The sequence below is a fragment of the Sphingomonas sp. LHG3406-1 genome (assembly GCF_029637485.1).
In the GTDB taxonomy this organism is placed as follows: Bacteria; Pseudomonadota; Alphaproteobacteria; order Sphingomonadales; family Sphingomonadaceae; genus Sphingomicrobium.
Genome location: NZ_CP069128.1, coordinates 2,720,218 through 2,743,321, shown reverse-complemented (window position 1 = coordinate 2,743,321; position 23,104 = coordinate 2,720,218). Strand labels below are relative to the sequence as shown.

General features: G+C 67.8%; 26 protein-coding genes. 14 read left to right on the top strand and 12 right to left on the bottom strand.

The window, feature by feature from the left end:
• Nucleotides 1–18: 18 nt before the first annotated feature.
• The 3 genes from JOY29_RS13480 to JOY29_RS13470 are packed head-to-tail and all read left to right on the top strand — an operon-like array spanning nt 19 to nt 2,524.
• Nucleotides 19–759 (top strand): TorF family putative porin, encoded by a 741-nt coding sequence (locus tag JOY29_RS13480; protein ID WP_300974048.1) that lies wholly within the window; start codon nt 19–21, stop codon nt 757–759.
• Nucleotides 760–774: 15 nt separating this feature from the next.
• Entirely contained in the window at nt 775–1,113 is a 339-nt protein-coding gene (locus tag JOY29_RS13475) for a P-II family nitrogen regulator (RefSeq protein WP_300974047.1), read from the top strand.
• A 55-nt stretch (nt 1,114–1,168) separates the two neighbouring features.
• The gene (locus tag JOY29_RS13470; protein ID WP_300974046.1) at nt 1,169–2,524 is read left to right on the top strand and encodes an ammonium transporter; all 1,356 of its coding nucleotides are present in this window, start codon (nt 1,169–1,171) and stop codon (nt 2,522–2,524) included.
• A 44-nt stretch (nt 2,525–2,568) separates the two neighbouring features.
• On the opposite strand, the gene JOY29_RS13465 is transcribed toward JOY29_RS13470, so the two are convergent.
• The 7 genes from JOY29_RS13465 to JOY29_RS13435 all read right to left on the bottom strand — a co-directional run bounded on the left by JOY29_RS13465 (nt 2,569) and on the right by JOY29_RS13435 (nt 7,636).
• Nucleotides 2,569–2,877: a PspC domain-containing protein gene (locus JOY29_RS13465; protein ID WP_300974045.1), complete on the bottom strand. Its 309-nt coding sequence runs from the start codon at nt 2,875–2,877 to the stop codon at nt 2,569–2,571.
• Nucleotides 2,878–3,121: 244 nt separating this feature from the next.
• On the bottom strand, nt 3,122–4,324 hold the full coding sequence (locus JOY29_RS13460; RefSeq protein ID WP_300974044.1) for a threonine synthase: 1,203 nt from the start codon (nt 4,322–4,324) through the stop codon (nt 3,122–3,124).
• A 51-nt stretch (nt 4,325–4,375) separates the two neighbouring features.
• A complete protein-coding gene (locus JOY29_RS13455; protein WP_300974043.1) occupies nt 4,376–6,547 on the bottom strand; it encodes a TonB-dependent receptor in 2,172 nt (723 codons plus the stop codon).
• A 141-nt stretch (nt 6,548–6,688) separates the two neighbouring features.
• Nucleotides 6,689–6,931: a hypothetical protein gene (locus JOY29_RS13450; RefSeq protein WP_300974042.1), complete on the bottom strand. Its 243-nt coding sequence runs from the start codon at nt 6,929–6,931 to the stop codon at nt 6,689–6,691.
• Entirely contained in the window at nt 6,928–7,314 is a 387-nt protein-coding gene (locus JOY29_RS13445; RefSeq protein ID WP_300974041.1) for a PspC domain-containing protein, read from the bottom strand. Before JOY29_RS13445 ends, JOY29_RS13450 begins: the two co-directional genes overlap by 4 nt.
• Before the next feature lie 39 nt (nt 7,315–7,353).
• Complete coding sequence (locus tag JOY29_RS13440; RefSeq protein WP_300974040.1) at nt 7,354–7,515, bottom strand: hypothetical protein; 162 nt, start codon at nt 7,513–7,515, stop codon at nt 7,354–7,356.
• Nucleotides 7,508–7,636, bottom strand: coding sequence for a hypothetical protein (locus tag JOY29_RS13435; RefSeq protein ID WP_300974039.1), 129 nt, complete (start codon nt 7,634–7,636; stop codon nt 7,508–7,510). The genes JOY29_RS13440 and JOY29_RS13435 overlap by 8 nt, the downstream gene beginning before the upstream one ends.
• A gap of 252 nt (nt 7,637–7,888) precedes the next feature.
• Between JOY29_RS13435 and JOY29_RS13430 the strand changes: the two genes are divergently transcribed.
• Entirely contained in the window at nt 7,889–8,140 is a 252-nt protein-coding gene (locus tag JOY29_RS13430) for a hypothetical protein (protein ID WP_300974038.1), read from the top strand.
• 120 nt (nt 8,141–8,260) lie between these two features.
• Here JOY29_RS13430 and JOY29_RS13425 read toward each other — a convergent pair whose 3' ends face one another.
• Together JOY29_RS13425 and JOY29_RS13420 are read right to left on the bottom strand one after the other, a co-directional pair.
• On the bottom strand, nt 8,261–8,524 hold the full coding sequence (locus JOY29_RS13425; protein ID WP_300974037.1) for a DUF3297 family protein: 264 nt from the start codon (nt 8,522–8,524) through the stop codon (nt 8,261–8,263).
• A 55-nt stretch (nt 8,525–8,579) separates the two neighbouring features.
• Nucleotides 8,580–9,878: a hypothetical protein gene (locus tag JOY29_RS13420; RefSeq protein WP_300974036.1), complete on the bottom strand. Its 1,299-nt coding sequence runs from the start codon at nt 9,876–9,878 to the stop codon at nt 8,580–8,582.
• A gap of 114 nt (nt 9,879–9,992) precedes the next feature.
• On the opposite strand from JOY29_RS13420, the gene JOY29_RS13415 reads away from it, so the two are divergent.
• The 3 genes from JOY29_RS13415 to JOY29_RS13405 are packed head-to-tail and all read left to right on the top strand — an operon-like array spanning nt 9,993 to nt 13,602.
• Nucleotides 9,993–11,282, top strand: a complete 1,290-nt coding sequence (locus JOY29_RS13415; protein ID WP_300974035.1) for a thiamine pyrophosphate-dependent enzyme — start codon at nt 9,993–9,995, stop codon at nt 11,280–11,282.
• Nucleotides 11,282–12,295 (top strand): alpha-ketoacid dehydrogenase subunit beta, encoded by a 1,014-nt coding sequence (locus tag JOY29_RS13410; RefSeq protein WP_300974034.1) that lies wholly within the window; start codon nt 11,282–11,284, stop codon nt 12,293–12,295. The genes JOY29_RS13415 and JOY29_RS13410 overlap by 1 nt, the downstream gene beginning before the upstream one ends.
• Entirely contained in the window at nt 12,295–13,602 is a 1,308-nt protein-coding gene (locus JOY29_RS13405) for a dihydrolipoamide acetyltransferase family protein (protein WP_300974033.1), read from the top strand. The genes JOY29_RS13410 and JOY29_RS13405 overlap by 1 nt, the downstream gene beginning before the upstream one ends.
• Nucleotides 13,603–13,644: 42 nt before the next feature.
• On the opposite strand, the gene JOY29_RS13400 is transcribed toward JOY29_RS13405, so the two are convergent.
• The gene (locus JOY29_RS13400) at nt 13,645–14,049 is read right to left on the bottom strand and encodes a DoxX family protein (RefSeq protein WP_300974032.1); all 405 of its coding nucleotides are present in this window, start codon (nt 14,047–14,049) and stop codon (nt 13,645–13,647) included.
• 19 nt (nt 14,050–14,068) lie between these two features.
• On the bottom strand, nt 14,069–14,614 hold the full coding sequence (locus JOY29_RS13395) for an NAD(P)H-dependent oxidoreductase (protein ID WP_300974031.1): 546 nt from the start codon (nt 14,612–14,614) through the stop codon (nt 14,069–14,071).
• Between the two features lie 139 nt (nt 14,615–14,753).
• Here JOY29_RS13395 and JOY29_RS13390 point away from each other — a divergent pair, with 139 nt between their 5' ends.
• Nucleotides 14,754–15,134, top strand: coding sequence for a helix-turn-helix domain-containing protein (locus tag JOY29_RS13390; RefSeq protein ID WP_300974030.1), 381 nt, complete (start codon nt 14,754–14,756; stop codon nt 15,132–15,134).
• Here JOY29_RS13390 and JOY29_RS13385 read toward each other — a convergent pair.
• Nucleotides 15,131–15,742, bottom strand: a complete 612-nt coding sequence (locus tag JOY29_RS13385; protein ID WP_300974029.1) for a DUF4142 domain-containing protein — start codon at nt 15,740–15,742, stop codon at nt 15,131–15,133. The genes JOY29_RS13390 and JOY29_RS13385 overlap by 4 nt on opposite strands.
• A gap of 99 nt (nt 15,743–15,841) precedes the next feature.
• Here JOY29_RS13385 and JOY29_RS13380 point away from each other — a divergent pair, with 99 nt between their 5' ends.
• From JOY29_RS13380 to JOY29_RS13355, 6 genes are read left to right on the top strand one after another with little or no spacing between them, the layout of a single operon-like run.
• The gene (locus JOY29_RS13380; protein ID WP_300974028.1) at nt 15,842–18,142 is read left to right on the top strand and encodes a transketolase; all 2,301 of its coding nucleotides are present in this window, start codon (nt 15,842–15,844) and stop codon (nt 18,140–18,142) included.
• 21 nt (nt 18,143–18,163) lie between these two features.
• The gene (locus JOY29_RS13375; protein WP_300974027.1) at nt 18,164–18,616 is read left to right on the top strand and encodes a MaoC family dehydratase; all 453 of its coding nucleotides are present in this window, start codon (nt 18,164–18,166) and stop codon (nt 18,614–18,616) included.
• The gene (locus JOY29_RS13370) at nt 18,613–19,452 is read left to right on the top strand and encodes a CoA ester lyase (protein WP_300974026.1); all 840 of its coding nucleotides are present in this window, start codon (nt 18,613–18,615) and stop codon (nt 19,450–19,452) included. Before JOY29_RS13375 ends, JOY29_RS13370 begins: the two co-directional genes overlap by 4 nt.
• Before the next feature lie 2 nt (nt 19,453–19,454).
• The gene (locus JOY29_RS13365; protein WP_300974025.1) at nt 19,455–20,507 is read left to right on the top strand and encodes an NAD(P)-dependent alcohol dehydrogenase; all 1,053 of its coding nucleotides are present in this window, start codon (nt 19,455–19,457) and stop codon (nt 20,505–20,507) included.
• Nucleotides 20,504–22,387: an acetate--CoA ligase gene (gene acs, locus JOY29_RS13360; RefSeq protein WP_300974024.1), complete on the top strand. Its 1,884-nt coding sequence runs from the start codon at nt 20,504–20,506 to the stop codon at nt 22,385–22,387. Before JOY29_RS13365 ends, acs begins: the two co-directional genes overlap by 4 nt.
• Nucleotides 22,384–22,956 (top strand): DUF3833 family protein, encoded by a 573-nt coding sequence (locus tag JOY29_RS13355; RefSeq protein ID WP_300974023.1) that lies wholly within the window; start codon nt 22,384–22,386, stop codon nt 22,954–22,956. The genes acs and JOY29_RS13355 overlap by 4 nt, the downstream gene beginning before the upstream one ends.
• The last annotated feature ends 148 nt before the right edge of the window (nt 22,957–23,104 follow it).

The window sequence follows — 23,104 nt, the reverse complement described above, 5'->3', positions numbered from 1 at the left end:
AATCGACGGGGGGTCCTTATGCGCATGTCCACAATGGTTTCCGCTGCCGCATTCCTGACCGCACTGGCCGCCTCGCCCGCCGCGGCGGAGGAGAAGGCCGGTCCGTTTACCGTCACCGGCGGCGCCACGCTGGTGAGCGACTATCGCTTCCGCGGCATCTCCCAGACCGACAAGCGCTTCGCCGTCCAGGCGACGGTCAGCGTCACGCACGAAACCGGCTTCTATGTCACCGCCTGGGGCTCATCGATCGACGACTATGTCGCGAACGGCGCCGACGCCGAGATCGACCTGATCGCCGGCTTCAAGAAGAGCTTCGGCGACACGACGGTCGATGCGGGCGTGCTCTACTATTACTACCCGGGCTCGGGCGGCATCACGTCCGACTTCGTCGAGCCCTATGCCTCGGTCACGCAGGCATTCGGCCCTGCCAGCATCAAGGCCTCGGTCGCCTACGCGCCGAAGCAGAACGCGCTTACCGTCGGGTCGGGCCGAGAGGACAATCTCTACCTCGCCGGCGACCTCAGTTACGCCATTCCGAAGAGCCCCGTCAGCCTGACCGCCCACCTCGGGCACAGCATCGGGCCTAGCTATCTCACCATCGGCAAGTCCTACACCGACTGGAGCCTCGGCGCGTCGGCTGGCTGGCAGGGCCTCACCTTCGGCCTCGCCTATGTTGACACCGACGGAAGCTTCATCACGCCGCGCGGCCGCAATGCCGCCAGGGCCGGCATCGTGGCGTCGGTTGGCGCATCGTTCTGAGGGGGAGAACCACAGGTGAAACTGGTCATCGCCATCATCAAGCCCTTCATGGTTGAACCGGTAAGGGAAGCGCTGATCGAGGTCGGCGTCCAGGGAATGACCGTGTCGGAGGTGCGCGGCTTCGGCCGGCAGAAGGGCCAGCCGGTCTTCTACCGCGGTGCCGAATATGACACGCAGTTCGTGCCCAAGGCGCGGCTCGAGGTGGCGGTCGAGGACGATCTCGCGCCCCGCGTCGTCGAGGCGATCCAGGCCACGGCGCGCACAGAAACCATCGGGGACGGCAAGATCTTCGTCCTCGATCTTCAGGAAGCCATCCGGATCCGCACCGGCGAGACTGGCGACGATGCACTTTAGGAGGGGGAAGAGCATGGGGGTTCCAAGCAGGCTTTGCCGTGGCGGCGCGGCGCTGATGCTCGCGGCAGTTGCCGTTGCGCCGGCGTTCGCGCAGGCGCCGGTGGCGGCGCCGCCCGCGCCGGACAAGGGCGACACGACCTGGATGCTGATCTCGTCGGCGCTGGTGCTGATGATGTCGGTGCCCGGGCTGGCCCTCTTCTACGGTGGCCTGGTCCGCTCCAAGAACATGCTGTCGGTGCTGATGCAGGTGCTGACGATCGTCGCCATCGCCGCGCTGATCTGGGTCGGCTGGGGCTACAGCCTCGCTTTCACCAGCGGCAACCAGTTCATCGGCGGCCTGGACAAGGCCTTCCTCGCCGGGGTCGACGCGACCAGCGTCGCAGCGACCTTCTCCAACGGCGTCACCATCCCGGAATATGCCTACATCGTCTTCCAGATGACCTTCGCCTGCATCACGCCCGCGCTGATCGTCGGCGCCTTCGCGGAACGGGTGCGCTTCTGGCCGCTGATGCTGTTCGTGGTCCTGTGGCTGACCATCGTCTACTTCCCGATGGCACACATGGTCTGGTACTGGGCCGGCCCGGACGCGCTTCCGACCAACCCGGGCGATCATGGCCTGCTGTTCGGCTGGGGCGCGCTCGACTTTGCCGGCGGCACCGTCGTCCACATCAACGCCGGCATCGCCGGCCTGGTCGGCTGCCTCGTGATCGGCAAGCGCATCGGCTACAATAGCGAGCCCCTCGCGCCCCACTCGCTGGTGATGACCATGATCGGCGCGTCCCTGCTGTGGGTGGGCTGGTTCGGCTTCAACGCGGGCTCGAACCTCGAGGCGAACGGGATCACCGCCCTCGCCTTCATCAACACCTTCGTCGCGACCGCCGCGGCGGCACTGGCCTGGGCGGCGATCGAGCAGTTCGTGCACAAGAAGTCGTCGCTGCTCGGCGCCGCCACGGGCGCAGTCGCTGGCCTTGTCGCGATCACGCCGGCGGCCGGGTTCGGGGCACCCGGAACGTCAATCCTGCTCGGCGCAATCGCCTCGGCGGTCTGCTTCTTCTTCGTCGCCCGGGTGAAGCAGCGCTTCGGCTACGACGATACCCTCGACGTCTTCGGCGTGCACTGCATCGGCGGCATCGTCGGGGCGATCGGAACGGGGATCGTCGCCGCCCCCGCGCTCGGCGGCCAGGGCGTGCTCGACTATACGGTGATGCCTGCGATTGCGGGTTCGTTCGACATGGGCGGACAGGTCCTCACCCAGCTCAAGGCGGTCGGCTTCACCCTGCTCTATTCAGGCACTTTGTCAGCGCTGCTGTTCATCGCCATCGACAAGACCATCGGTCTCCGTCCCTCGAAGGACGCCGAGCGCGAAGGCCTCGATATCAGCGCGCATGGCGAGCGCGCCTACAACAACTGAACTGGATGCGGCCGGTCCCTCGGGGCAGGACCGGCCGCATCGCATCAAGCCGCGCGGGGCAGCTCGATCTCGTCGTTGGTGACCGCGGGCGCTTCGACCGGCGCATGGCCGGCGACGGCCTCGACCTGGGTCGGGAAGAAGGTGCGGCTGGCGAACACCAGCGCGCCAAGGCCAAGGTAGATGCCGACCATCAGCATCGGCGCGAAGATGATTCCAGCCGACAAGGGCACGCGCAGGAAATTGGGATTGAAGCCCAGATCGTGCCCCAGCGACTCGCAGACGCCCAGCAGCGTGTCGTTGCGGAAAGCGACATTGTTGCGGAAATAGTCGGCGCCCGGGATCAGCTTCTTCATCGTTTCTCTCCAATCGCGGCCGTCTGGAAGCGGCGCTCGACATCACGGATGCACGGGTCGTGCCATCCGTAGGTTTCGCTTGCTCTTCCGTGACTTGGTGGGAGTGGATTCAAGCCCACCACCGCTCTCTTCCCTTCATGTTGGGAGAAAGTGCCAATTTGTGAAGGGGTTTTCGCCCAATCGGCAGCCGCGATGGACCGGCGGCGGAACGTTCGACCGGACGGCGGCTGGCTGCGACGAAGGGCTAGAGGGTTGCTCCGTTTGTCTCGGCGAGCCGGATGCGTGGCGCCGTCGGCACCAGCGGATATTTGTTGCCGGTCGCGCAGTTGAACAGCAGCACGCGCTCGTCGCGGCCGACCAGCCCGCGCTCCAGCGCCGCCCGCCAGCCAGCCAGCACCGCCGCCCCTTCGGGACAGAGCAGCAGTCCGTCGTCGCGCCCCGCCGCCGCCAGTTCGGCGTGGATCGCCTCCTCCTCCACCGCAATGGCAAAGCCGCCGCTTTCCCGCACCGCCCTCAGGATCAGGAAGTCGCCCACCGCCTTGGGCACGCGGATTCCGGTCGCGACCGTCGCCGGCTGCTCCCAGCGGGTGGCGAACTCCTCGCCTTCCTCCCATGCCCGCACCATCGGCGCACAGCCCGCCGCCTGCACCGCCACCATGCGCGGGCGCTTCGGCCCGATCAGCCCGGCCGCCTCAAGCTCGGCAAAGGCCTTCCACATGCCGATCAGGCCGGTGCCGCCGCCGGTCGGATAGAAGATGACGTCGGGCAGTTCCCAGCCATATTGCTCGGCCAGCTCTAGCCCCATCACCTTCTTGCCCTCGGCGCGATAGGGCTCCTTCAGTGTCGACACGTCGAACCAGCGTCCGGCCGCCGCCCCCTCGCCGACCAGCCGGCCGCACTCGTCGATCTGCCCGTCGGCGACGAACACCCGCGCACCATAGGCCTCGGCCTCGGCGACATTGATCGGCGGGGTCTCCTCCGGGCAGATGACCGTCGCCTCGATCCCAGCCGCCGCCGCATAGGCCGCCAGCGCCGCCCCGGCATTGCCGTTGGTCGGAAGCGCCATCGCCTCGATTCCGAAATGCTTCGCCATGCTGACCGCCATGGCAAGGCCGCGCGCCTTGAACGAGCCGGTCGGAAGCCGCCCTTCGTCCTTGACCATCAGGGTTCGCACGCCCGCCTTCGCCGACAGGCGATGAAGCGGCAGCAGGGGAGTCTCGATCTCGCCCAGGCTGACCGGCGAAACTCCGGCCGGCAGCGGCAGCAACTCGCGCCACTTCCACATGCCCGGCGCCCGCGCCGCCAGCACCTCGCGGCTCAGCGCCCGCCCGACCGCCTCGAGGTCGTAGTGCACCAGCAGGGGCCGCCCGGCGGCGCTGAGATTGTGGACCTGGCCGGCGGGATAACGCTCGCCGGTCAGCGAGCATTCGAGATGGGTGACGAACATGGGGTCACCCCTACGGCCTCCCCGTCGCGGCGCAATGGGGAGGCGGCAGGCTCAGAAGGCGAACCGCGCCGCCACGCGGAAGTCGCGGCCGGACAGCGGCACGAAATCCTTGGTGAAGCTCGCATGCCGCCGCGCGTCGACGTCGAAGATGTTGTTCGCCGACAAGGTGACGCTGGTCTCCTTGCGCTTGCCGAGCGGATGCCAGGTAAGTGCGGCATTGACGAGGGTGTGGCCGTCGGTCCTCGTCTCGAAGGTCGTCACCCGGTCCTGCTCGTCCGACCATTCGACCTCGGCGCGCGCGTCGAAGCGCTGGCTCTGCACCTCGATCCCGCCGAGCAGCCGGAGCGGCGGGATTCGCGGGACCGGCCCGCCACCTTTAAGCGTCGCGCGGACATAGTCGGCGACCCCGTCGACCACGAAGGACACGCCGCCGCTCTCGAAGATCTTCTTCGATGCCTCGATCTCGAAGCCCTTGTAGGTGGCGTCGCGCTGGAGGTAGCGGAACACCGGCAGCTCATCCCGTTCCTCGCCGGTCTCGCCCTCGTAGATGAAGTCGTCGAAGCGCGTCACATAGGCGGCGACGTTGAAGGTGAAGTCCGGGCGGTCGACCCGGAAGAAGACTTCCGCGCCCAGCGCTTTCTCCTTCTTCAGGTCGGGATTGCCGATCTCATAGGCCGAGGTGGCAACGTGCGGCCCGTCCGAAAACAGCTCCTCCGCCGAAGGCGCCCGGATGGTGCGCGACAGGTTGAGGCCGATCTTGCCCGACCGCACCACGTCATAATGGACTCCGAGCGCCCCGGAGAAGGCGTCATAGTCGCGCGTCAAATCGAAGAACTTGCTCTCGATCTCGGACCGGTCATACCGCCCCGCAACCTCAAACCCGAGCTTGCCCAGGCTGAGTTCCTGCAGCGTGAACAGGCCCCAGCTGCTGCTGTCGTTGCGGCGCAGGAAGGCCTCGGCGCCGACCGCGTCGAACTTGCGGCGGAAGATCTGCAGACCGCTCGCGCCGCGCCAGCCGTTTCGATCGGCCTGGACGAACTCCAGCCGCCCTTCCAGCCCCTCGCTGTCGAAGACGGTGCCGACCTCGTCGCCCTCGAACTCGGTGTGCGTATAGTCGGCGGCGCCAAGCCTCAGGCGCACCTTGTCGAGGAAGCCGCCGCCCACGTCATATTCGCCGCGCAGGTCGTAGCGGGTCTGCTTGAGGCCGATCGACACTGCCTCCTCGCCATGCTCTTCCCCGGCCAGCGCGACGATCTCGCCTTCCTCTTCCTCGTGATGGTGCTCGGCGCCCGGACGGGTGGGCACACCGTAATCGGTCTCGAAGCGCGACACGGACACGCCGAGGCTGAGCGGCCCCTTGATGTAGGCGAGGCCGCCGGCGATCGTCTTCTGCTCGGTCGCGCTGTTGGGAAGCCTGCCCTTCAGCTCGGCCAGTTCGAGCGCATCGCCAGCCTCCTCTAACTCACCCTCTTCCAGCGCCTCCGCGACCAGTTCGCGCTGCTCTTCCCTCAGATCGGGTGACAGCACATGGCCGCCGACGCGCAGGTCGCCAGTTCTGCGAAAGCTGCCGTCGACATGCACGACGAAGCCGCTGTCACCGAGCGAGACGTCGACCGCGCCGCCGATCGACCGCTCGTCGGCCGCCGATCCGAGGCCGCCAAGCAGGTCGACATGGACCCCGCCGCGCGGCTGGGCGCGGGGGATGCGGCGGTCGATGACGTTCACCGCGCCGCCGATCGCTTGGCCGCCGAACAGCAGGGCGGCCGGCCCGCGCAGCACCTCGATCCGCTCCGCCGTCAGCGGATCGATGGTCACCGCATGGTCGGCCGAGGTGTTGCTGACGTCGATCGAGCCGAGCCCGTCGGTCAGCACCCGCACCCGCTCGCCCTGGAAGCCGCGCAGCACCGGCCGCGAGGCACCCGGCGAGAAGCTGGTCGCCGACACGCCCGGCAGGCGGACGAGCGTTTCGCCGATCTGCACGCGGATGTCGCGGCTCAGCGCGTCGCCGCTCAGTACCGACTTGCCTGCGAGCAGGTCGAGGTCGCGGACGAAGGGCGCGGTCACGACGATGGCATCGCCCTCGTCGTCATGATGGTCGTGATCTTCGCTGCCATGGGCGACCGACGGCTGCGCGGCCGCCGCTCCGCCGCTCGTCTCTTCGGCGAGAGCGGGGCTGGCAATCAGGCTGGTGGCGAGGAGGACGGCAAGGCGGCGCAACTTCATCTCCAATCGGAAAGGATCGCGGCGCCGACTAACCTGCTTGATACGTTATAACAAGGCTGAAGTGGATACTGGCAGGAGGGATAAGGCGGTTCGTCGCACCTCCGGCTGCGCTCCCCCGGCGGAAGCGGGGGAGCGCAAGGCTCAGAGGTCGATCCCGCTGGCGATCGCTTCCAGCTTGCGCACCCGGGCCTTGAGGTCGGCCAGCTCGATCAGTTCCGAGCCCCCGCCCACCGGCTCGTCGCGCATCGGGCGGCTACCATTCGCCAATTCCATCTTCTTGAGGTCGAGCCATCCGCTCCAGGCCTTGAGGGTGAAGTGGGCGGCCAGCACCAGGGCGCTCAGTCCGAACAGCCCGGACAGGGCGATCGTGAGGATGTCCATCATGCCTGCTCCTTGCGCAGCGCTTCGATCTCGCGGGCCAGCGCATCACTTTCGCTGTTGTGGAGGTGGTGGTCGATCGCCATCAGCCGGCGGTCGGTGGCGTCGAGCTTGGTCCGAAGCTCGTGCGTGGTGGTGCGGCGCTGTTCGCCCATCCGCTCGAAGTCACCATGGCGGCGACGCAGCTTGCTGGTCGCGACGGCCCCGATCAGCCCGCAGATAAAATAGGCCAGCAGCGCCTGCCAGACCGTGACGAAGGTCAGCAGCGGCACGGCCACCCAGGCGATCCGCACGAAGGTCGGGTCGATGTTCATCGAGCGGCCGATGCCGGCGCAGACGCCGAGCAATTTGCGGTCGCGGGTCTCGAGGCGGAATGGCAGGCGGTTCATGGGACGTGTCCTCGGGGAGAAGAAATCAGGTGATCAGGCTCAGCGCTTGATCAGGTTGAACAGGCTCTGCAGGGTTCCGGCCAGCCAGATGTCGACGGTGTCGAGCACCTGGGAGACCGGTCCGAGCGGAGCCGGGGCGGCGCCGATCGGTCCGATATACTCGAACCGGGCGCCGGCCTTGGTGGCGACCGGCTCAAGCATGCTGGGCGATCACGACCGGAGCGGCGATGGCGACGCTCGCGGGGGCGATGGCGGTTCCGACGGCGAGGCCACTGACCAGCAGCGCTGCGATCGCCGAGAAAAGGGTGGTCTTGATGTTCATCTTGCTCTCCTGTTGTTGCATTGGCCGGCACCTGACCGGTCATGCCGTTCATCATGCAGCAAGCGTGCCAAACCCTGTTTTCTGCGCTTTTTCACGCGCAGTCGCGGCGGGCGCGGTCCGGTTTGGGATTTTTCACCACTGCTGGTGGGACGGCTTCCCAACCTGCCTCGCGGAACCCCGGCGGGGGCGCGAACGTCCTAGGATGATGACGGGCGCGACAGGCGCCGAAGCACTTCAGGAAAGGGAGAGAACATGCTCAGCAAGATCGCCGGTGCCTTCATCGGCAACCGGATCGCCGGGAAGAATGACGGCATCAAGGGTGCGCTGCTTGGTGCCGCCGGTGCGCGGATCGCGGCTCGCGGCCTCGGGCCGCTGGGGACCGCGCTGGCGGTCGGCTATGGCGCCAAGAAGCTCTACGACTGGAACCGCAGCCGCAAGACCAATCCGCGCTTCCCGAACGAGGCGACCCCGGCCCAGCGCAACGTGCGCACGCACGGGGTCTAAGCCCCTCCCCCCACAAAGGGGCGACGTCAGCCGCAGGGATGACATAAAGGGGGCTTGGCAGAATTGGCCAAGCCCCCTTTTGAAACAGAGCTACGCTCTCCTAGCGGGGAGCAGCGCCGATTATTCGGCCGACGTTTCGCCCTCGGCCGGGTTCTGAAAATAGGGTTCGACCGACCCCTTGAGGGTCAGCAGCATCGGGTTGCCGAAGCGGTCGCGGCTCTTACCGGCGGCGACCTTGATCCAGCCTTCCGACACCGAATATTCCTCGACGTTGGTCCTCTCGACCCCGTTGAAGCGGATTCCGACGCCGCGATGGAGCAACTCCGCGTTGAAATGAGGGCTGCGCGGATCGAGGCTGAGGCGGTCGGGGGGCGTGTCGGACATGCGCCGCCTGCTAGGTTCGCTCGCTGCGCGCGTCAACAAGTCGTCGCCCAGCGCCTCACTCGCCCCGCATCATCGCTGCCATGTCCATGCCCAGCATGCCGCTGTGGCTGGAGCGGGTCCGCAGCTTCACGGTCCAGTCCGGCCGCCAGCTGACCGGCGCGGTGGCCGGCTTCGGCTGGGACAGGTTGGTCTCCGGCCCGTAAGCGGTCATCATCAGCATGGCGCCCTGCACCGAACGCTGGACCTCCGCCGGAACGGTGCAGCTGGTCGTGGCGGGGCTCATCAGCACGCGCGCCTGCACTAGCCGGGCGGCATCGGCGCCACTCAGATAGTCATAGGCCATGCCGAACATCTGGCTCTCGCTCGACGACCACATGACGAGGGTGCCGTCGCTGGCCGAGCCGGTAACCAGAGCATGATAAGCAGTGGCATTGGGCACCGACTGCCAGCGAAGCGGAACGGCGCCCGACGGCGCGGCGCTGTTGGCGGTCATCCGCAGCGGCCCGAGGAAGTCCTGCCCTGTCGCCAGGGCGAAGCTGATCTCCGGGCTGTAATTGCCGCGAACGACATGATTGCCGACCAGCGACGCGGTGCCCGGAAACTGCCTGGTCTGGCGCTTGTTCGGCCACTCGCCATAACCGGGGAAGCGGCTGAGGGTCGGCGGCTGCTCCGCCCGGATCTGCGGCCCGTTGCTCAACCCGGGCGGCATCTGCCCGGCCGCGATCTTGGAAAAGTCGATGGTCACCGGCTGGCCGGCCCGCGCGCGCTCGCCACAGCCCCAGTAGAGCAGGATCTTTCCCTTCGGCCGTTCGAACTGTCCCGGCTGGGTCGGTGGCGCCGATTCGGGCGTCACCAGCGGCAAGGACTGCCCCGCCTGAAGCGAGGGCGGCACGAAATGATCGGCATTCGGCGTGCTCGGCGCGCGGTTGCGGCTGCCGAGCTGGAGGAGCAGCTGGTGCACGACCGGGTCCATCTGAGCCGCCCGCGACGCCTGCGCCTGCGGCGGCGTCGACTTGCTTCCGCTTTTGCGACCGAACAGCCCGCCGCCGCGCGCGAGCAGCCCGCCGCCGCGCCCGAGCAGCCCGCCAATCACGGCGCCGGCGCCAGGCCGCTGCGGTGCCGCCCCTGGCGCTGTCGCGCCGCCGGACATGGCAGCCATCCCGGGCATACCACCAGCGGCCATCGCGCTCATCCCCGTCGCCGTCTCTGCGGACATCCAGTAGGTGGCGGTCGGACCTGCCGCCGGCTGCGAACGGGCGGGAGCAGCGCCGCGCTTGTTCTGCGCCAGTGACGATTCCGCCGCTCCGACCATGGTGATGATCGCAGCGCCCCCGACAAGCAGAAAGAACTTCATGGCCCCCGCCTCCCCTCTTGTTGCGGGCATTGTAGCGTGTCGAATGCCGCGAGTCAGCCACGCGCGGCGGACAAGCGTTGCCCCTCCCGCCTTGCCGGACTAAGCGGCGTCGCAATGAGCGATCCCGTCACCGATCCGCGCCGCAACGCGCCGCGCCTGGCGCTGCACGTGCCCGAGCCGCCGTACCGTCCCGGCGACACGCCGGACTTCTCTCAAATCCAGGTGCCTGCCGCCGGAAGCGCTCCCCGCCCCGACAGCAGCGCCCAGGCGAACGAGACCCATCCGCTCACCAACCATCTGGTCCGGGTGCTGGACGAGGACGGCCGCGCGGTCGGTCAGTGGGACCCGCGCCTGTCGCCCGACGTGCTGCGCAAGATGCTGCGCGACATGGTCACCGTCCGCGCCTTCGACGATCGCATGTACCGTGCCCAGCGGCAGGGGAAGACCAGCTTCTACATGAAGTGCACCGGCGAGGAGGCGATCGCCGTCGCCGCCGCCACCGCGCTTCACCGCGACGACATGTGCTTTCCCACCTATCGCCAGCAGGGCCTGCTCGTTGCGCGCGGCTATCCGCTGGTCGACATGATGTGCCAGATCTATTCCAACGCCGGCGACAAGCTCCACGGTCGCCAGCTGCCGATCATGTATTCGGACAAGCCGCACGGCTTCTTCTCCATCTCGGGCAACCTCGGCACGCAATATCCGCAGGCGGTGGGCTGGGCGATGGCGTCGGCGATCAAGGGCGACAGCCGCATCGCCATGGGCTGGATCGGCGAAGGCGCGACGGCCGAGGGCGACTTCCATTCGGCGCTGACTTTCGCGGCCGTCTACAATGCCCCGGCGATCCTGGCGGTGGTCAACAACCAGTGGGCCATCTCCAGCTTCTCCGGCATCGCCGGGGCGGAGCGCGCGACCTTCGCGGCCCGCGCGGTCGGCTATGGAGTTGCCGGCCTGCGCGTCGACGGCAATGACGCGCTCGCCGTCTACGCCGCCGTCGCCTGGGCCGCCGAGCGCGCGCGCAGCAACGCTGGCACGACCCTGATCGAATTCTTCACCTATCGCGCGGAAGGCCACAGCACGTCGGACGACCCGACCGGCTACCGCCCCGCCGGCGAGGCCCAGCAGTGGCCGCTCGGCGACCCGGTCGAGCGCCTCAAGAAGCATCTGATCGGCCTCGAGGAATGGGACGAGGAGCGCCACGCCGCGCTCGTCGCCGACGCCGAGACCGAGGTCCGCGCCGCGCAGAAGCAGGCGGAAAGCCAGGGCATCCTCTCCGGCCAGGGCTTCGACCGCATCGGCTCGATGTTCGAGGACGTCTACGCCGACACCCCCTGGCACCTCGCCGAACAGCGCGAGGAAGCGCTGGGCGAAGCCCGCATCTACCTCGGACGGGACGCCAGCTGATGCCCAACAGGAACATGATCGAGGCGATCAACGACGCCCACCGCGTGATGATGGCCCGCGACCCCGACATCGTCGTCTTCGGCGAGGACGTCGGCTATTTCGGCGGCGTCTTCCGCGCCACCGCCGGCCTCCAGAAGGAATTCGGGAAGGAGCGCTGCTTCGACGCGCCGATCAGCGAGGGCGGGATCGTTGGCGCCGCCGTTGGCATGGCCGCCTATGGCCTGAAGCCGCTGATCGAAATCCAGTTCGCCGACTATATCTACCCCGGCTACGACCAGATCGTCTCCGAAGTCGCCCGCATGCGCTACCGCACGGCCGGCGAGTGGACCATGCCGATGGTCATCCGCTCGCCCTATGGCGGTGGCATCTTCGGCGGCCAGACCCACAGCCAGTCGCCGGAAGCCCTGTTCACCCATGTCGCGGGCCTCAAGGTGGTGATCCCATCGACGCCTTACGACGCCAAGGGCCTGCTCATCTCCGCGATCGAGGACCCGGACCCGGTCCTCTTCTTCGAGCCCAAGCGCATCTACAACGGCCCGTTCGACGGCCACCACGACCGCCCGGTCACGCCCTGGGCCAGGCACCCCGACAGCGAGGTGCCGGACGGCCACTATAACGTGCCCCTCGGCAAGGCCCGCATCGTGCGGCCCGGCAACGACCTCACCGTCATCGCTTATGGCACCATGGTCCACGTCGCCCTCGCCGCGGTCGAGGAAAATGGCATCGACGCCGAGGTGATCGACCTGCGCACCCTCCTGCCCCTCGACATCGGGACGATCGAGGAAAGCGTGAAGAAGACCGGACGCGCGCTGGTGGTCCAGGAAGCGACCAAGACCAGCGGCTATGTGTCGGAGCTGGTGACCCTCATCCAGGAGCGCTGCTTCTATCACCTCGAAGCGCCGGTCGGGCGCGTGACCGGCTGGGACACGCCCTACCCCCACGCCTACGAATGGATCTATTTCCCTGGCCCGATCCGGATGCGCCAGGCTCTCGAGAAAGTGATGGCCGACTGATGGCGACCTATCGTTTCAAACTCCCCGACATCGGCGAAGGCATCGCCGAGGCCGAGATCGTCGCCTGGCACGTCAAGGTCGGCGACCGGGTCGAGGAAGACCAGCAGCTCGCCGACATGATGACCGACAAGGCGACGGTGGAAATGGAATCGCCCGTCGCCGGCACCGTCACCAAGCTGGCCGGCGAGGTCGGCGACCAGATCGCCATCGGCTCGGTGCTCGTGGAGATCGAGACCGAAGGCGCGGGCGAAGCGCCGGCCGAGGCCGAGGATGTCCCGCTCGCCGACGGCGCCGCGGTGCCCACGCAGGCGCAGGAAGAGGCGATGCCGAGCCTCGAGGTTGAATCGCCCCTCCCGCTTGCGGGAGGGGAAGAGCCGCGCAGCGGCGAAGGGGAGGGCCTGTCCGTGGCCACCCCGACAAGCCCTCCCCCGGCCCCTCCCGCAAGCGGGAGGGGAGAACAGGTTCTCACCTCCCCCGCAGTCCGCCAGCGCGCGCGTGACCTCGGCATCGACCTCGGCCTGGTGAAGCATTCGGGCGCGCACATCCGCCACGCCGACCTCGACGCCTATCTCCTCTACAATGGCGGTCAGCTGTCCGGCCGCTCCGGCGCGCTCCGCCCGGACGAGCAGATCAAGGTCGTCGGCCTCCGCCGCAAGATTGCGGAGAATATGCAGGCCGCCAAGCGCCGCATCCCGCACTTTGCCCTCGTCGAGGAGTTTGACGTCACCGCGCTGGAAGAGACCCGCGCGATGATGAACCGCGACCGTGGGCAGAACCCGAAGCTGACGCTCCTGCCGTTCCTGATCACCGCGCTGAACAAGGCCCTGGCCGACTTCCCGATGATCAACGCCACCTACGACGACGAAGCCAACGTCATCACTCGCCACGGCAGCGTCCACATGGGCATGGCGGCGCAGACCCCCAGCGGGCTGATGGTCCCGGTGATCCGCAATGCCGAGCGACTGTCCATCTGGCAGCTCGCGGCCGAGGTCGCCCGGCTGTCGGACGCGGCCAAGACCGGCAAGGCAACGCGCGAGGAACTGTCGAACCCGACCTTCACCATCAGCTCGCTCGGGCCGATGGGCGGTGTCGTCTCCACCCCCGTCATCTCGCCCCCGCAGGTCGCGACCATCGCGGTCAACAAGGTCGAGGAGAAGGTGGTCCCGATCGCCGGCGAACTCGAAATCCGCAAGCGGATGAACCTGTCGCTGAGCTGCGATCACCGCGTGGTCGATGGCTGGGACGCGGCAAGCTTCCTCGCCAGCCTCAAGCCCCTGATCGAGAACCCGCTGCGCCTGCTGGCCTGACCGTTCCCCTGCAGGCGCAGGGGTCCGGCTCCCCGGCGTGCGTCAGCCCCTGCCGCGCGACCCGTCGATGCTGAGCCGTCCCGGTCCCGCAAAGACGAGGTAGAGGAAGACGAAGCAGTAGAGGATCGCCGAATCCCCGCCATTGTTGACGGGGAAGAAGTTCTGCGGCGCATGCGCGATGAAATAGGCCGCGGCCATCGTGCCCGACGCCAGGAATGCCGCCGGCCGGGTGAACAGGCCCAGCGTGATCAGCACGCCGGTGACCAGCTCGATCAGACCGGCGAAGGCGCCCGGATTGTCGAACGCGAGGCCCGATCCGGCGCGCTCTCCGCCGGGAAAGGCGATGAACTTCTGGGTCCCGTGCGCCAGGAACAACAAGCCGGACATGATCCGGAGCACTCCCAGCGCCAGCGGCGCGTGGCCGTTCAGTCGGTTCCCATTCATCATCGTCTCCCGGTTGCTGACATCATGCGGCGAGCTTCAGGCTTTCGTCCAGCGCCGCGTTGAGGCTCGCCTCGCGCTGCTCCGGCCCGATGGCGATTCCGTCGGCGGCCACGAACTCCGGCTCGATGCCGATGAAGTTGAAGATGCCGCGCAGATAGGTCTCCAGATGCTCGAGCGAACTCGACGGCGAACCCGCCTCGTAGAATCCGCCGCGTGCCAGCGCCACGATCACGCGCTTGGGACCCGCGAGGCCTTCGGGACCGGTCGCCGTATAACGGAACGTCTTGCCGGCGACGAGGATGCGGTCGATCCATGCCTTGAGCTGGGTCGGCACCGAGAAATTGTACATGGGTGCGCCGATCACCACCGTGTCGGCGGCCATGAACTCGTCGAGCACGCTGGTGTCGGCAAAGGCGTCGAGCGTCAGGTGCGGAACCGGATCGGCGACCAGGTCGCGGCGGACGACCTCGGTGCCGGGCGTCGCGATCTGCTCGACGATGGAGCGCGAAAGCACGCGGCTCACGCTATTGTCGCCGGTAATGCTGCTATCGAGATGAAGGACGGTCACTATTGCCTCCTAAGTATGGATTTGATACCGAGGACTAACAAGTAACCACTCAAGAAGAGCCCGCAAGAACGCACTTTTTTGTGCCGCGGAAACAGATTTGTGGCGCGGGAACAGCGATGTGACCGCCCCTCGCCGGAGAATGAGCATGAAGGACCCGACCAGCCCCGTCTGCCGTACCATCAGCACCCTGCTCAGCCGCATCGGCGACAAGTGGACGGTGCTGATCGTCTCCACGCTCGGCGAAGGTCCGCGCCGGTTCAACGAACTGCGGCGCGAGATCCCCAGCGTGTCGCAGCGCATGTTGACGCTCACGCTGCGCAACCTCGAGCGCGACGGGCTCGTCAGCCGCAAGGTCACGCCCAGCATCCCGCCGCGCGTTGACTATGCGCTGACGCCGCTCGGCGAATCGCTTCGCTGCCCGATCCAGGCCCTGTCCGACTGGGCGCACACCAACGTGGATGCGATCCACGAGGCACGCACCCGCTTCGATGCCGTGCAGGATTCGGCCGAAGCCGCCTAGCCGCGCTCGCCCGCCTGGCTGCTGCTGCTTTCCGGAGGCGGCGGCGGGGCCATCATCATCGGCTGCACATTGAGCTGCTGCGCCTGCTGCAGATGCTGCTGAACGATCGGTGCCGTGGCCGCCGCAACCGAGCGAAGCGCCGGAACGTCACCGCCATTGGCGTAATTGCTGTGGAGACTCAGTGCCTCCTGGTGCGACATGATTTGTGCCTGCTTGTAAGCCGCGTCGAACGCCGCGCCGGTGCCGGACGCCTGCAACTGCTGCAGCATCTGCGCGTGCATCGGCAGCAGCGCCGGCGGCGGCGGGGTCAGGCCGGTGCTCTGCGCCGCGCTCACCAGGTTGGCGGTGGTCGCCTGGTGGTGGGCGATCATCAGATTGGCATAGCTGCGCACCGCCTGGTTCTGCGACGCCTGCAGCGCGAGCTGGCTCGACTGAATCTCGAACTGGTCGCTCGATCCGGCCATGCTCATGAACATCGGGTGGAACAGCGGGCTGTTGGGATCCACCGCGGCGACCGGCGGCCCGACCGGCGCCTCGGCGACGCCGCTGTTCGATGCGCAAGCCCCAAGCGAGGCGCCGGCAGCGAGCAAAATCAATAGCTTCTTCATGGCAGACCACCTTCTTCTGGATGACGGAACGCGAACGGCACGGCCTGCCGCATGTTCCCGTCTTTCCCCGCCACCTTCCGCCCGCTAGGCCGCGACACCATGGCTCAACCGGACCTTCCCGCCCTTCGCGCTCTCGAAGAACGCCTGCGCTTCCTCGCCTCGTGGATCATCCACCATGCCAATCATGTCCGCGACAGCGCCGACGGGCTTAAGGTGGGCGGGCACCAGGCGAGCTCGGCCTCGATGTCGGCGATCATGACCGCCCTCTATTTCGACGCGCTCGGCCCCGATGACCGGGTGGCGGTGAAGCCCCACGCCGGCCCCGTGCTCCACGCCATCCATTATCTGCTCGGGAGCCAGGACCGGGAGACGCTGGAGCAGTTCCGGGGCTTCAAGGGTGCACAAAGCTATCCGAGCCGCACCAAGGACAAGATCCCGGTCGACTTCTCCACCGGTTCGGTCGGCCTCGGGGTCGCCATCACCCTGTTCGCCAGCCTGGTCCAGGACTGGCTCTCCGCCCGCGGCGCCCTCACTGACGACAGGCGCGGCCGCTTCGTCGCGCTGATGGGTGATGCCGAGCTCGACGAGGGCAACATCTACGAGGCCCTGATCGAAGGCCACAAGCATGACGTCCGCAACCTCTGGTGGATTGTCGACTACAATCGCCAGAGCCTCGACGCGACCAGCGCCGACCGCATGTTCGAGCGCTTCGACGACATCTTCCGCACCTGTGGCTGGCGCGTGGTCGAGCTGCGCCACGGCAAGCTGCTCGCCGCCGCGCTCGCCAAGGCCCCCGAGGTGAAGGACTGGCTCGAAGCCCTCCCCAACGCCGACCATAGCGCCCTCCTCTACCAAGGCGGCGCGGCCTGGCGGGCACGCATCGCCGCCGACCTTGGCACGAAGGCTGACTCCTTCCTCAAGGGCGTCGAAGACGACCAGCTCTCGGCGCTGATGAGCGACCTTGGCGGCCACTGCCTGGAAAGCCTGACGCAAGCCTTCGCCGCCGCGCAGGACGATGTCCCGACCGTCTTCATCGCCTGGACCGTCAAGGGCTACGGCCTCCCCTTCGCCGGCCACAAGGACAATCACGCCGGCCTGATGAACCCGACCCAGTTCGCCGCCTATCGCGACAGCCTCGGCATCGCGGAAGGGGAGGAATGGACCCCGCTCGCCGGCCTTGGCGGCAATGCCCGCGCCGGCGTCGAGGCGCTGATCGAGGCGACCCGCGTCCGCCGCGAGAAGGAGCCGCGCAACTTCACCGGATGGGCCATCCCGGCCCTTCCCGCCCCCTCGGGCGAGGAGCAGAGCACCCAGGCCGCCTTCGGCCGGATCCTCCTCGACCTCGCCAAGTCCGGCCACCCGCTCGCCGACCGTATCCTCACCACCTCGCCCGACGTGACCGTCTCCACCAACCTCGGCGCCTTCGTGAACAATCGCGGCCTGTTCCACCGCCGCGGCATCAAGGACGTGTTCGCCGAGGCGAAGATCCCATCCGCGCAGAAGTGGGCGGCCAGGGATGCGGGCCAGCATGTCGAGCTCGGGATTGCCGAATCCAACCTCTTCCTCATGCTCGCCGCCGCCGGCCTGTCGGGCGACCTGTTCGGCCACCGCCTGATCCCCATCGGCACCCTCTACGATCCATTCATCGCCCGCGGCCTCGATAGCCTCAACTATGGCTGCTACCAGGACGCCCGCTTCCTGCTGGTCGCCACCCCCTCCGGCCTGACGCTCGGACCCGAAGGCGGCGCCCACCAGTCGATCAACCCGCCGCTGATCGCGCTCGGTCAGCCGGGCCTCCGCCACTACGAGCCCGCCTTCGCCGACGAGCTCGCCCTGTTCATGGGCGAGGCCATCCGCCTGATCGACGATCCACACGGCGAATCCACCTACCTCCGCCTGTCGACCCGCAGCGTCGCGCAGGAACCGCGCGCCTCCGATGCCTGGCAGGCCGACGCGCTCGCCGGCGGTTACTGGCTGCGCGAACCCGGCGCGAACGCCGAAGCCGCCATCGTCGCCATGGGCGCGGTCATGCCCGAGGCGCTCGCCGCCTTCGATGCGCTTGCCGACGACCTCCCCGGCCTCGGCCTGCTCAGCATCACCAGCCCCAACCTCCTCCACCGCGGCTGGAGCGAGGCAAGCGCGGGCCTGTGGAAGGGCGAGCAGAGGGCAAGCCATGTCGCCACGCTCCTTTCGCGCCTGTCGCCGACTGCCCGCCTGGTCACCCTGTGCGACGCCGCGCCCGCCTCGCTTTCCTGGCTCGGCGCCGTCCTCGGCCACAGGGTCGCTCCGCTCGGGGTCGACCGCTTCGGCCAGACCGGCAACCTCCCCGACCTCTACGGCGAATATCGCCTGGACGGCGAAGCGATCACCGAAGCGATGGCGGGGCTTCTCATCGGCTGACCCCGGTTCTAAGCCTCATCCATGCCCGGACGCTTTTACGACGAGTGGGAAGTCGGCCAGTCCGTCGCCCACGCCCTCCGCCGCACGGTCACCGAGACCGATAATCTCCTCATTTCCACCCTGACCCACAATCCGCAGCCGCTCCATCTCGACGCCGAGGCCGCCGCCGAGACGGAGTTTGGGCGCATTCTCGTCAACAGCTGCTTCACCTTCTCCCTGCTCGTCGGCGCCTCGGTCGCCGACACCACCGAAGGCGTGCTGGTCGCCAACCTGGGCTTCGACGAGGTCCGCCTGCCCAGCCCCGTGTTCATCGGCGACACGCTCCATTTCGAAAGCAGCTGCATCGCCCTGCGCGAAAGCAAGTCGCGCCCGACCGCCGGCCTCGTCACCTGGGAGCATCGCGCGATCAACCAGCGTGGCGAGACCGTCTGCACCATGAAGCGCACCGCCCTCATCCGGAAGGCCGCCGCATGAGCCGCCAGCCTCGCTCCTGGCTGTTCGTCCCCGCCGACAGCGAGAAGAAGATCGCCAAGGCGCTCGACAGCGACGCCGACGCCCTCGTCTTCGACCTCGAGGACAGCGTCGCCCTCGACCGCAAGGCGGCCGCCCGCGACATCCTCAAGGCCCTCCCGGCCCGTTCCGGCGGAGCGCAATGGTGGGTGCGGATCAATCCGCTGCGCACCGACGAGCATCGCCTCGACCTCGAACTGCTCGGCAAGGCCGACATCCACGGCATCATGCTGCCCAAGGCCGAGAGCGGCGCCGACATCACCGAGCTTGCCCATCGCACCGGCAGCATCCCGATCCACGCCATCGTCACCGAGACCGCAGCCAGCCTGTTCGGCCTCCTCTCCTACCGCGACGTCAAAGCCTCGCCTCTTGCCGCCATGAGCTGGGGCGCGGAGGACCTCTCCGCCGCACTCGGCGCCGCCTCCAACAAGGACAGCGCGGGCCGCTACACCCCGCCCTATGTGCTCGCCCGCACCCTCACCCTCGCCGGAGCCGCCGCCGCCGGGGTCCAGCCGGTCGACGGCGTGTTCGCGGACTTCCGCGACGACCAGGGCCTGATCGACGAGGCGCTCGACGCCGCCCGCGACGGCTTCACCGGCAAGCTCGCCATCCACCCGGCACAGGTCGGCCCGATCAATGCCGCTTTCTCCCCTACCCCCGAACAGGTCGCCCATGCGCGCGCGATCGTCGAAGCCTTTGCAGCCGATTCGTCGGCCGGCGTGTTGAGTGTCCACGGCCGAATGGTCGACAAACCCCATCTGATCCAGGCCCAGCGCACGCTGGCCCGCGCAGGAGAATAAACATGCCGACCACCGCCAAGGGCTGGGGCACGGACGCCGCCGACCAGCCGCTCCGCCCGATGGAATTCGAACGCCGCGACCTGCGCGCCAATGACGTCGCGATCCAGATCACCCACTCGGGCATCTGCCACTCCGACCTCCACACCTGCCGCAACGACTGGGGCGGAAGCCGCTACCCCGTTGTCCCGGGTCACGAGATCGTCGGCACCGTCACCGCGGTCGGCCCGGACGTCACCAAGCACAAGGTCGGCGACACCGTCGCGGTCGGCTGCATGGTCGACAGCTGCATGGAATGCGACCAGTGTCTCGAAGGTTGGGAGATCTTCTGCCGCCAGGGCGCGGTCCAGACCTACAACAGCAAGGATCGCCACGACGGCACGGTCACCAAGGGCGGCTATTCCGACCATGTCGTCGTCCGCGACCATTTCGTCTGCAAGGTGCCGGAAGGCATGGACGTGAAGCGCGTCGCGCCTTTGCTGTGCGCTGGAATCACCACCTATTCGCCGCTTCGCCAGTATGATGTCGGCAAAGGTACCAAGGTCGCTGTCGTCGGCCTTGGCGGGCTCGGCCACATGGGCGTGAAGCTCGCCGCCGCGATGGGCGCGCATGTCACCATGATCACCACCACCCCCGAAAAGGGCGAGGACGCCCGCCGCCTCGGCGCGCACGACGTGATCATCTCGACCGACGCCGAACAGATGAAGGCGGCGGCCACCCGCTTCGACTTCATCCTCAACACCATTCCCGTCAGCCACGAGATCGACGGCTACCTGCAACTCCTCGGCCGTTCGGGCCGGATGGTGATCGTCGGCGCACTGACTCCGATGCCGGGCTTCGTCGGTGCCAATCTCATCTTCTGGAATCGCGCGGTCGGCGGCTCGGCCATCGGCGGCATTCCGGAAACACAGGAGATGCTCGACTTCTGCGCCAAGCACGACATCTACCCCGATTGCGAGCACATCCGCATCGAACAGGTGAACGAGGCCTACGACCGCCTGCTCAAGAATGACGTCCGCTACCGCTTCGTCATCGACATGGAGCAAGCGGCCGAATGACCCCGCAGGAGCTCGCCGCGCTGCATCAGGCCCATGCGTCCGACCCGGACGCCTTCTGGCTGGAACAGGCGCGGCGGCTCCGATGGGATCGCCTTCCGGCCAAGGCCGGCGACTGGTCCTATGATGCGCATGCCTTCCACATCCGCTGGTACGAAGACGGCATCCTCAACCTGTCGGTCAATTGCCTCGACCGCCACCTCCCCGCGCGCGCCGGCCAGCCCGCGATCGTCTTCGAACCGGACGAGCCCGGCACCGGCCATGTCGTCACCTATGCCGAGCTCCTCGCCGAGACCTGCCGCTTCGCCAACCTCCTGAAGGAGCGCGGAATCGGCAAGGGCGACCGGGTCATCATCTACATGCCCAACATGCCGGAAGCGGCGGCGGCGATGCTCGCCTGCGCCCGCATCGGCGCGGTCCATTCGGTCGTATTCGGCGGCTTCAGTCCTGAAAGCCTCGCCGGACGGATCGAGGATTGCGGGGCGCGGGCCATCGTCACCGCCGACGAAGGCGTGCGCGGCGGCCGCAGGATCCCCTTGAAGGCCAATGTCGACGCCGCCTGCGACCTCGCCTCGGGCATCGAGACCATCGTCACCGTCACCCGCACCGGCGCGGACGTGCCCATGCGCGACGGCCGCGACCTTCGCTGGGAAGATCATCGCGGCCGGCTGCCCGCCGACTGCCCGGCCGAGCCGATGGCCGCCGAGGACCCGCTCTTCATCCTCTACACTTCGGGCTCGACCGGAAAGCCCAAGGGCGTGGTCCATACCACGGGCGGCTATGCCGTCTGGGTCGCGGCGACGTTCGACTGGGTGTTTGCGCCGCAGCCCGATGACCTCTTCTGGTGCACCGCCGACATCGGCTGGATCACCGGCCACAGCTACACGCTGTACGGCCCGCTCATGCACGGCACGCCGACCGTCATGTTCGACGGCGTTCCCACCTTCCCCGACGCGTCCCGGCTGTGGGAGACGGTCGACCGGCTCGGCGTCACCATCCTCTACACCGCCCCCACCGCCATCCGCGCCCTGATGCGCGAAGGCGACGAGCCGGTCGCCAAGCACCGCCGCGACAGCCTGCGCCTGCTCGGCACGGTCGGCGAGCCGATCAATCCCGAGGCCTGGCGCTGGTATCATGATGTCGTCGGCGGAGGCCGACTGCCGATCGTCGACACCTGGTGGCAGACCGAGACCGGCGGGATCCTCATGACCCCGCTTCCGGGCGCCACCCGCATGAAGCCCGGCAGCGCCACTGCGCCGCTTCCCGGCGTCCAGCCCTTGCTCGTCGATGCCGAAGGCCGCCGGATCGAGGGGAACGACGTTTCCGGCAACCTCTGCCTCACTGCTTCCTGGCCCGGCCAGATGCGCACCGCCTGGGGCGATCCGCAGCGCTTCATCGACACCTACTTCAAGACCTATCCCGGCCTCTACTTCACCGGCGACGGCTGCCGCCGCGACGAGGACGGCGATTATTGGATCACCGGCCGGGTCGACGACGTCATCAATGTCTCGGGCCACCGCATCGGCACGGCAGAGGTCGAAAGCGCGCTCGTCGCCCACCCGTCGGTCGCCGAAGCCGCGGTCGTCGCCGCGCCGCACGACATCAAGGGACAGGGCATCCACGCCTTCGTCACCCTCATCGCCGGCGTCGATGGCTCGCCGGCGCTGGTGCAGGAACTCAACGCCGAGGTCCGCAAGCATATCGGCGCCTTCGCCACCCCTGAACGCATTCAGTTCGCCCCCGGCCTGCCCAAGACCCGCTCGGGCAAGATCATGCGCCGGATCCTTCGCAAGATCGCGGAAGGGCAGCTCGACCAGCTTGGCGACACCTCTACCCTCGCCGATCCGTCGGTGGTGGACCACATCGTGACGCGTCGCTCATGACCGTCGTCCCGGCGAAGGCCGGGACCTCAGGCGTCGCGCGCAGGTTTACCGAAGTCCCGGCCCCCGCCCGGATGACGTCGGTTGCGCTCGCGCTCTTTCTCCTAACCGCCTGTGCCGATGCCGCCGACCTCCCCGCCGGCCCTACCCCACTCGACCCCATCGCCTTCTTCACCGGCGAGACCAGCGGGCGAGGCACGCTCGATCCAATTTTCGGCCGCTCCGTGCCGATCACCGTTGAAAGCCAGGGCACGCCACAGCCCGGCGGGCTACGCCTGGTCCAGCGCATCAAGGAGGGTGACAAGCCGGAGCGCACCCGGGTGTGGGTCATCGAGGACCGGAAGGACGGCTTCTACACCGGCACGCTCACCGACGCCGACGGAATGGTCGTGATGGATGTCATCGGCCCGCGCGCGAACATCGCCTACTCCACGCCTTCAGGCCTCAGCATCCACCAGCAGCTTGCCCTCCAGCCGGACGGCCGCACCGTCCTCAATCGGCTCGAAGCCCGCAAGTTCGGGATCCGCCTCGCCGTTCTCAGCGAGACCATCCGCAAGCCGCTTGCAGAATAGGATTCCGTCTGATTGCGTCACCAGGGGCGCAGCCTCATTCCGTCGGCGCTCGGAAGGAGGAGTGGCCGCCGCCCCGACAGGCCGCCACCGGTGACCTTTGTGACCTTGTTCAGGAAGGTTAACACGCCAGCCGCCTAGCTTTCGCCGC

Coding starts and splice junctions, on each gene's coding strand:
- JOY29_RS13415 (WP_300974035.1), top strand. CDS start 9,993: ATGAGCGATCCCGTCACCGATCCGCGCCGCAACGCGCCGCGCCTGGCG.
- JOY29_RS13460 (WP_300974044.1), bottom strand. CDS start 4,324: ATGTTCGTCACCCATCTCGAATGCTCGCTGACCGGCGAGCGTTATCCC.
- JOY29_RS13355 (WP_300974023.1), top strand. CDS start 22,384: ATGACCGTCGTCCCGGCGAAGGCCGGGACCTCAGGCGTCGCGCGCAGG.
- JOY29_RS13410 (WP_300974034.1), top strand. CDS start 11,282: ATGCCCAACAGGAACATGATCGAGGCGATCAACGACGCCCACCGCGTG.
- JOY29_RS13445 (WP_300974041.1), bottom strand. CDS start 7,314: ATGAACCGCCTGCCATTCCGCCTCGAGACCCGCGACCGCAAATTGCTC.
- JOY29_RS13425 (WP_300974037.1), bottom strand. CDS start 8,524: ATGTCCGACACGCCCCCCGACCGCCTCAGCCTCGATCCGCGCAGCCCT.
- JOY29_RS13440 (WP_300974040.1), bottom strand. CDS start 7,515: ATGCTTGAGCCGGTCGCCACCAAGGCCGGCGCCCGGTTCGAGTATATC.
- JOY29_RS13400 (WP_300974032.1), bottom strand. CDS start 14,049: ATGATGAATGGGAACCGACTGAACGGCCACGCGCCGCTGGCGCTGGGA.
- JOY29_RS13370 (WP_300974026.1), top strand. CDS start 18,613: ATGAGCCGCCAGCCTCGCTCCTGGCTGTTCGTCCCCGCCGACAGCGAG.
- JOY29_RS13480 (WP_300974048.1), top strand. CDS start 19: ATGCGCATGTCCACAATGGTTTCCGCTGCCGCATTCCTGACCGCACTG.
- JOY29_RS13405 (WP_300974033.1), top strand. CDS start 12,295: ATGGCGACCTATCGTTTCAAACTCCCCGACATCGGCGAAGGCATCGCC.
- JOY29_RS13385 (WP_300974029.1), bottom strand. CDS start 15,742: ATGAAGAAGCTATTGATTTTGCTCGCTGCCGGCGCCTCGCTTGGGGCT.
- JOY29_RS13430 (WP_300974038.1), top strand. CDS start 7,889: ATGCTCAGCAAGATCGCCGGTGCCTTCATCGGCAACCGGATCGCCGGG.
- JOY29_RS13450 (WP_300974042.1), bottom strand. CDS start 6,931: ATGATGGACATCCTCACGATCGCCCTGTCCGGGCTGTTCGGACTGAGC.
- JOY29_RS13390 (WP_300974030.1), top strand. CDS start 14,754: ATGAGCATGAAGGACCCGACCAGCCCCGTCTGCCGTACCATCAGCACC.
- JOY29_RS13375 (WP_300974027.1), top strand. CDS start 18,164: ATGCCCGGACGCTTTTACGACGAGTGGGAAGTCGGCCAGTCCGTCGCC.
- JOY29_RS13465 (WP_300974045.1), bottom strand. CDS start 2,877: ATGAAGAAGCTGATCCCGGGCGCCGACTATTTCCGCAACAATGTCGCT.
- JOY29_RS13420 (WP_300974036.1), bottom strand. CDS start 9,878: ATGAAGTTCTTTCTGCTTGTCGGGGGCGCTGCGATCATCACCATGGTC.
- JOY29_RS13455 (WP_300974043.1), bottom strand. CDS start 6,547: ATGAAGTTGCGCCGCCTTGCCGTCCTCCTCGCCACCAGCCTGATTGCC.
- JOY29_RS13470 (WP_300974046.1), top strand. CDS start 1,169: ATGCTCGCGGCAGTTGCCGTTGCGCCGGCGTTCGCGCAGGCGCCGGTG.
- JOY29_RS13365 (WP_300974025.1), top strand. CDS start 19,455: ATGCCGACCACCGCCAAGGGCTGGGGCACGGACGCCGCCGACCAGCCG.
- JOY29_RS13435 (WP_300974039.1), bottom strand. CDS start 7,636: ATGAACATCAAGACCACCCTTTTCTCGGCGATCGCAGCGCTGCTGGTC.
- acs (WP_300974024.1), top strand. CDS start 20,504: ATGACCCCGCAGGAGCTCGCCGCGCTGCATCAGGCCCATGCGTCCGAC.
- JOY29_RS13380 (WP_300974028.1), top strand. CDS start 15,842: ATGGCTCAACCGGACCTTCCCGCCCTTCGCGCTCTCGAAGAACGCCTG.